Origin of the sequence: Sulfurimonas sp. (assembly GCF_027056685.1) — a bacterium.
Taxonomy (GTDB): Bacteria; Campylobacterota; Campylobacteria; order Campylobacterales; family Sulfurimonadaceae; genus Sulfurimonas.
On sequence record NZ_JALUKE010000214.1, the window covers coordinates 1 to 7,126 of the forward strand.

At 34.8% G+C, this 7,126-nt stretch carries 10 protein-coding genes; 7 read left to right on the forward strand and 3 right to left on the reverse strand.

The window, feature by feature from the left end:
* The 7 genes from MVY38_RS09445 to MVY38_RS09475 form a co-directional block, all read left to right on the forward strand.
* Nucleotides 1-802, forward strand: an 802-nt coding sequence (locus tag MVY38_RS09445) for a phosphopantothenoylcysteine decarboxylase (RefSeq protein ID WP_297485574.1), incomplete at its 5' end; no start/stop codon positions are given.
* Between the two features lie 3 nt (nt 803-805).
* Nucleotides 806-1,483 carry a polyprenyl diphosphate synthase gene (gene uppS, locus MVY38_RS09450; RefSeq protein WP_297485576.1) on the forward strand — a complete coding sequence of 226 codons (678 nt, stop codon included), beginning with the start codon at nt 806-808 and terminating at the stop codon, nt 1,481-1,483.
* On the forward strand, nt 1,483-2,298 hold the full coding sequence (locus tag MVY38_RS09455) for an A24 family peptidase (RefSeq protein ID WP_297485579.1): 816 nt from the start codon (nt 1,483-1,485) through the stop codon (nt 2,296-2,298). Before uppS ends, MVY38_RS09455 begins: the two co-directional genes overlap by 1 nt.
* A 14-nt stretch (nt 2,299-2,312) precedes the next feature.
* Nucleotides 2,313-3,332 (forward strand): LptF/LptG family permease, encoded by a 1,020-nt coding sequence (locus tag MVY38_RS09460; RefSeq protein ID WP_297485581.1) that lies wholly within the window; start codon nt 2,313-2,315, stop codon nt 3,330-3,332.
* A complete protein-coding gene (truA, locus tag MVY38_RS09465; RefSeq protein ID WP_297485583.1) occupies nt 3,332-4,042 on the forward strand; it encodes a tRNA pseudouridine(38-40) synthase TruA in 711 nt (236 codons plus the stop codon). Before MVY38_RS09460 ends, truA begins: the two co-directional genes overlap by 1 nt.
* A 59-nt stretch (nt 4,043-4,101) precedes the next feature.
* Nucleotides 4,102-4,569 (forward strand): iron-sulfur cluster assembly scaffold protein, encoded by a 468-nt coding sequence (locus MVY38_RS09470; protein ID WP_297485585.1) that lies wholly within the window; start codon nt 4,102-4,104, stop codon nt 4,567-4,569.
* A complete protein-coding gene (locus MVY38_RS09475; protein WP_297485587.1) occupies nt 4,562-5,371 on the forward strand; it encodes an iron-binding protein in 810 nt (269 codons plus the stop codon). The genes MVY38_RS09470 and MVY38_RS09475 overlap by 8 nt, the downstream gene beginning before the upstream one ends.
* On the opposite strand, the gene MVY38_RS09480 is transcribed toward MVY38_RS09475, so the two are convergent.
* The 3 genes from MVY38_RS09480 to MVY38_RS09490 all read right to left on the reverse strand — a co-directional run.
* Nucleotides 5,352-5,708, reverse strand: coding sequence for a VanZ family protein (locus tag MVY38_RS09480; RefSeq protein ID WP_297485588.1), 357 nt, complete (start codon nt 5,706-5,708; stop codon nt 5,352-5,354). The genes MVY38_RS09475 and MVY38_RS09480 overlap by 20 nt on opposite strands.
* Complete coding sequence (locus MVY38_RS09485; RefSeq protein ID WP_297485590.1) at nt 5,701-6,474, reverse strand: alpha/beta fold hydrolase; 774 nt, start codon at nt 6,472-6,474, stop codon at nt 5,701-5,703. The genes MVY38_RS09480 and MVY38_RS09485 overlap by 8 nt, the downstream gene beginning before the upstream one ends.
* Nucleotides 6,471-7,126 (reverse strand): 5'-nucleotidase (locus tag MVY38_RS09490; protein ID WP_297485592.1); only part of this gene is annotated, 656 nt, incomplete at its 5' end. The genes MVY38_RS09490 and MVY38_RS09485, both read right to left, overlap by 4 nt.

Genomic DNA, 7,126 nt, shown 5'->3' on the forward strand with positions numbered 1-7,126 from the left:
AGAGCTTGCTTGTAAAACAGTAGGCAATGGAGCGATGGCAGAGCCTCTAAATATCTTTTACCAAACAAGTAGAGAACTTTTAAAAGAAGAATACTGGGCAGATAGACGCGTTATAGTTACAGGTGGTGGAACAATAGAAAAAATAGACGATGTACGCTATATTTCAAACTTTTCAAGTGGAAAAATGGCATCAGCTCTTGCTACTGCACTCTATTTAAAAGGGGCTGATGTAAATCTTATTGCTACAAGATTTGATGAAGATTTACCTGAGAATATGCATAAAATTGATGTTGCTAGTACAGACGAGATGTTAGAGTATCTCACCGACTCTATACGCATTGCAAAAAAAGGAAAACTCTCAAAAGCAACACTTGTACGAGATGAGCATATACATATTATTCAAAAAAGACCTTTTCTTTTTATGGCGGCGGCTGTAAGTGATTATATTGCAGAGTTTCCACAAGATGGTAAACTCAAAAAAGAGTCTTTGGGTGAGAGCTGGGAGCTTCCTTTGAAAAAAAATATTGATATTTTAAATACAATTGATAAAGAGGGCATCACGGTAGTAGGTTTTAAGGCTGAGATGGATGAGGAGAAGGCAAAGTCAAACGCAGTCAATATGCTTGAAAATAAAAATCTTGATGCAGTTTGTCTTAATCTACTCAAAGACTCTTCAAGTTTTGGAACTGATGTAAATGAGATAGAGTTTATCACAAATGACAAAAATATTTTACTGCTTCAAAGTGACAAACTAACGCTTTCATTCAGAATTATCTCACACTCAAAAAAATTATGTGAGTAAAAAATGAATAAAGCAAAACATATAGCAATCATTATGGACGGCAATGGCAGATGGGCAGAGATGCAAGGAAAAAAACGAGTTAAAGGGCATGAAGCAGGTGCAGAAGTTGTAAAAGCGATTACGACATACTGCTCTAATAATTCAGAAATAGAAAGACTCACGCTCTATGCTTTTTCTACAGAAAACTGGAAAAGACCGCGTTTAGAAGTTGAATTTTTAATGCGATTACTCGATAAATATCTTAAAGATGAACTTCCCTCTTACCTTGAGAACAATGTAAAATTTGAGCCAATAGGTGACACAAGAGCTTTTTCAAAATCTTTACAAAAAACCATAAAAATGGTAGAAGAAAAAACAGCTCACTGTGATGGACTCGTACAGAGTTTAGCACTAAATTATGGAGCGCAAGATGAGATACTCCGTGCAGTAAACTCACTTAAGAAATCTTCACAAGAAATTACAAATGAGATGCTTAGTAATGCACTTGATTGTAAATCCGATGTCGATATTCTCATCAGAACAGGTGGAGATACAAGACTATCAAATTTTCTTTTGTGGCAAGCGGCTTATGCAGAACTCTTTTTTATAGATAAACTCTGGCCAGATTTTACACCTAAAGATTTACAAAAAATTGTCAAGCAATTTACACATATTGAGCGTAGATTTGGAGGCTTAAAATAATGGAACTTTTTATAGCATTTATTTTCGGTATAGTTTTTGGCTCATTTTTAAATGTAGTCATTCTTCGCATTCCAAAAGATGAAAGTGTCGTTTTTGGTGCTTCGCACTGCACATCATGTGGTCATAAACTCAAACCTTGGCATAATATTCCCCTACTCTCATGGATATTTTTACAAGGAAAATGTGCTTATTGCTCTAACAAAATTTCTATACAATATCCACTTATCGAACTCCTCTCAGGAATTATTTTTACACTACTTGTTTACAAATACTCTCTTAGCCTGCCTCTTTTCTTTATAGGAATGAGTTTTTTAATGCTTTTAGCACTCTCTGTAATAGATTTAAAATACAAGATGATTCCTGATTCACTCAATCTTTTAGCAATCTTTTTTGCTATTTTTGGAGCATGGAGTATCACAGGACTTTTTAATAATTTTCAAAATGCCCTCCTCTTTGCAGGTGGCTTTACCCTATTGCGTTTTGCACTCTCTTACTACCTTACATCTTCGGTATACAGAGCAGGAATAAAGACAAAAACCTCATGGAACAAACACTTCGACAGAGCTCCATTTATAGAAGCAATGGGCGAAGGTGACATTATGGTTGCAGCTACTATGGGTGCCTTACTTGGTGTAAAACTAGGACTTGTCGCCATCTTTTTATCAGCAATTTTAGCAATGCCTGTTATGCTCTATGCAGTAAAAGGTTCAAAAGAACAGCAGCGTGTTCCTTTTGTACCCTTTTTAGCAATGGCTACTTTTATAGTATATATGCTAGACACTCCTATTGCAGCCTATATCAATGCTAATTATTAAGAGAGTTTTTATAAATGGATAGACTTCAAAAATATATACTTAGAAACCTTTCAACGCTATTTCTATCTATATTTTTACCCCTTTTTGCCATAGCTTCTGTCATATTTTTGATAAAACTAGCAGCCTATACCGCAATTATTCAACTAAGTATTTGGGAAATGACAAAACTCTATCTCTTTGTGCTACCCGAAATTCTTTTCTATACCCTGCCCATAACATTTTTTATAGCAGCAACACTCTCACTCTTTAAACTCTCAAACGACAATGAAGTTATTGTTCTGTTTGCTCTTGGAATCAAGCCAAAGTTTCTTGTAAAGACACTCTTTAAACCTGCTTTTTTACTTAGCATAGTTTTAGCATTTGATTTTTTTATTCTCTTTCCACACTCTACTGTATTATCAAGTAATTTTGTCTCTTATAAAAAAAGTGAAGCGAAATTCAACCTTGCAGCAAGTGAATTTGGAAATAGTTTTGGAGATTGGCTACTCTATATTGGAGGGAAGAAGAATGATGGAACATACTCTAAAGTTTTTTTATTCAACAAAAAAGGAAAAGAAGAGATACTTATTTCCGCAAAAAAAGCAGAGATTATAAACGATGCAGGAATACTTAGACTTAAGCTTACTGATGGAGAAGGCTATAGCTACTCGACTAAAAAGCTCTCTCAAATTAATTTCAAAACAATGATGATTAATAATACATTAAAAACACATCTTCATCCATATCGAAAACCTCTTGAGTATTGGCTTGCCAAAGATAGACATAAAAATAAGGTTAAAATGTTTATAACAGATACACTGCTGAGCCTTTTTCCTATCATCTCACTTTTCATTGTTATTGCCATAGGCGTTGTGCAGGTACGCCACCAAAAATCTCGTGTTTATTTGTACCTTTTTATCTCTATTGCCCTCTATTATGGTTTTACAGTTGGATTGCAAAGCATCCTACATTTTTATACAATCCCAGCAGTCTCACTCACTTGGCTTATAGTAACATACTTCATTTACCGTAAAAGCATAGTCAATAAATTCTAATGAAAGTTGCGTTTACTCTTGCCTACAATGGTACACATTTTCTTGGTTCTCAAACGCAGAGAGAAACAAAAAACACCATACTTGGCAATGTAACACAAGTTTTCAATCAACTTGGCATCAATGAAAAGATTATAGCAAGTGGGCGTACAGACAAAGGTGTCCATGCAACAGGACAAGTATGCCATATCTCTCTGCCTGAGTATTGGAGAGATTTAGTAAAGCTCAAACTCGTTGCAAATCAGATGCTTCCCTCTTCCATCATAATCAAAAAAATTGTAACAGTAGATGATTCCTTTCATGCAAGATACAGTGCAAAAAAAAGGGTCTATAGATACATCATAAAAACAAAACAGAGCAATCCTTTTGAGAGCGATTTTGTAACATTTCTTCCAAACGCAGCACTTGCAGAGATAAAACAAAACATAAAACTTTTTGAAGGAGAACATGATTTTAGCGGTTTTATGAAAACAGGTAGTGATATTAACTCTACACAAAGAGTTATATACAGAGCATTTTACTATAAGCATAAGGATTATCACATTCTCTATTTTGAGGCCAATGGTTTTTTAAGAAGTCAAATTAGATTGATGGTTGGGGCACTTTTACAACTCAAAAAACAAGAGATACAAGAGCAACTCTCTTTAAAAAAAGAACATAAAATCAGACCTGCTCCACCAAATGGTCTTTACCTTGCAAAAATAAGATATTAATCAAGAATATATTTATACTTTTTCGTTACACTTACATAAATTAAAAAAAGAGAAAAATTATGTTTGAAAATGTAGAAATGCCAGAAGGGCTTAACGCTGAAACTTTAGAACACTTAATAAATCCAAAAAATTACGGAAAAATTGAAGATGCAGATGGTGTTGGGGTAGCACTTGATGAAAAAACAAATGAGTATGTTGTTTTTTATACAGACCTAAACGCAGAGGGTATTGAAAATACAAAATTTGCAACAAATGGCTGTCAAGATACCGTTGTAATTGGTTCTATGTTTACCGATATGATTATTGGCAATGATTTAGAGTATGCTCAAAAAGCCATTGGTAAAATGCATGAAAAGCTTGGTGAGCTTTCAGCTCAACAACAAGTATGTGCAGATATAGTCTTTACAGCCTACATCGCCTCTTTACAAAATATTGAGAATAAAGAAAAAGGCGAAGAAGAAGAGATGCATGTTCTTAAAATGAAAGATAGCTGTGAATCAGTACAAAAGGAAGGAGAAGGTGAATAAAACATACCAAAAAAAACATGAACTTTGGCTCTCTACTCTTTTTGCATCCTTTGCAATTAATGATGAAACAATAAAATCACGCCTTTATGATTTCTCTCAAATTGCTTTTCGTCATATGAAATGGCTTGGTGAACAGACTCTTGAAAATGGTGAAAATTATAATTATGACAGAAGTATGGTACTGCTTAAACGCAACACTGTTTTTGAAATCATAGAAGCCCTCAAAAATGAGATAAAAGCATTTCATTCATTTTATCCTGACAATGTTTTAGGTAAGCGTATAAAAACCGATGATATTTATCTTTTAGAGTATCTTAGTGAAGTACTTTCAAAAGAAGAGAATAACAAAGAAATCACTGCGTTTAATATGCAACGAAAATGGGAAGATAGAGAGCTTGAACAGTCTCAAATAGATGCACTTACACTCTTTTTATTTGATGAATCCTACAAAGAGTATGAGCTTATTCTTATTTATGCCTATATGCAGGCACGCACAAAAAATATTCTTCAATTTAATGTCTTTCAAGATTTAGTGGATGAATCTCACTTTCATCTTAAATCATTTGGAAATATGATGGCAAAACTCGGTATTTTAGCACTTCCTCGTGAACTTCATGAAATGACCTATGTTGTAAAAGATTTAGATAAATTCCTCGTAGATGGCATTGCAGAAGAAGAGGCTGCAAAAGTAATGTGCAAAGAACTTAGTGATGCAATTACAGATGAAAAACTCTCAAAATTCTTTGACTTTATTAACTACCAAGAAAATTACCACATCGAACTTATGAAGAAGCTTTTATAGTGCTTCTTCTATACTTTTCATACAAATAATAAAAAACTATTCCTATTACAATCCCGACACTATCTGCCACTACATCAAAAAGTGAAAAATCTCGTCCTGGAATAAAATACTGCACAATCTCTATTTGCATACCAAACGCAAGTAATAATACAATTTTCATCAAAACACTCAAATGTCTGTATGCAAGCGAAAGCAAAATATAAAGCGTCATAAAAGCAGTAAAATGATTTGCCTTATCCCAAATATGCTCAATCACTTTTATCTCTCGTGTTGTTGTTGCAAGATACTCAATGCTTCCTAAACAGATGTAGAACATTGTTTTAAATTTTTTATCCATTTTCTATGACCTTATTTATTTTATTTGTTACTTTTGAATCCCACAGAAGCTCTTTATGACTTAACCCTTCAAGCTCACTGTAAAGTGCAAGATTTTTTACTGATTCTTTAAGATTTTGAGCATTTTTTAGTGGTATTGTCTCATCATTGCTACTTACAAAAAGATATGTCTTTGCAGTAACATCCTGCAAATACTCATCAGTAGGAAACTTGTAACGCAGTAGTTTTTCTATACAACAAAGTTTCGGATACTTCTCTTTTGAGAGCGCTGTAACTGAGTCAAATGCCCCTACCAAAAAAAGTGCTTTTGTATTATGCTTCTTCGCCACAAACGCAGCAACATTCGAGCCAAGTGAAAAACCTAAAAGATAAAAATCACCATAATGCTTCTGCACAAGCTGCGCAATTTTCAAGCCATCACTTAAAATATTTTTCTCATTCGCTACGCCGCCACTTTTTCCATAACCACGGTAGTTAAACGCAATAACACGCACATTTTTATAGACTTCACTGAGTCGTCCCATTAGTGCTACAGCATCATGAGAGCGACCAACAAAAACAAGCAAAGTTCTCCCTGCGTTTGCGGGCTCATAGACAGCGCCCTCAAGTTCTATGCCATCATCAGTTTTAATACTTAAAAGTTCACATTTATCACAAAGTCGTCGCTCTTTTATGTAGGTGGGAGAGAATATCATAAAATACTGCCACTGATAAAACGCAACAAAGAGAATCAAAAATGTAAATAGAAAAAATACTACATATATCATTGTTCACATTCTAAAATGGTTTTATGCATCACTTTTGCTGAAGGAACAACATCTGATGAGAGTTCCAAATGTACATCTTGATCATCAAAAAAGATGTCAGCACCAAAGGCTTCAAGTACCTCGTACTTCTCACTGCCGCCTAAGAAAAATGCCTCATCTATGCGAACACCCCAGACATTGAGTGTTTTTATTACCCGCTCATGTGTCGGAGCACTTCGCGCAGTGACAAGTGCTGTACGAATAGGTGATTCTTTGTCTTTAAATTTTTTCTGAATATTGGCGATGGTGAGCAGGAGTTTTGCAAAAGGACCTTTTTTCATAGGGTTGTCACGATTTGCCTTTTCGTGCGCTATGAAAGCCTCAAGTCCCTCCTCCTTGTAGATAAGCTCAGACTCTTCAGAAAAGAGTACAGCATCCCCATCAAACGCAATGCGCACTTGATCTCCAAGTGAAGTATGAATATCTTTGTTTGAGGGAAGTATCTTTGCCGCTGCAACACCATTTTCAATGGCATTGATAACATCATTGTCATCTGCACTTAAAAATAGATCGACTTTAAAGGCTGTGAGATAGTTGGAAGTATTACGCCCACTTGTCCAGCCACTTCTTTGTATGTCAAGCTTATAGCTCTCTATGGCATTTGTAATGCGCA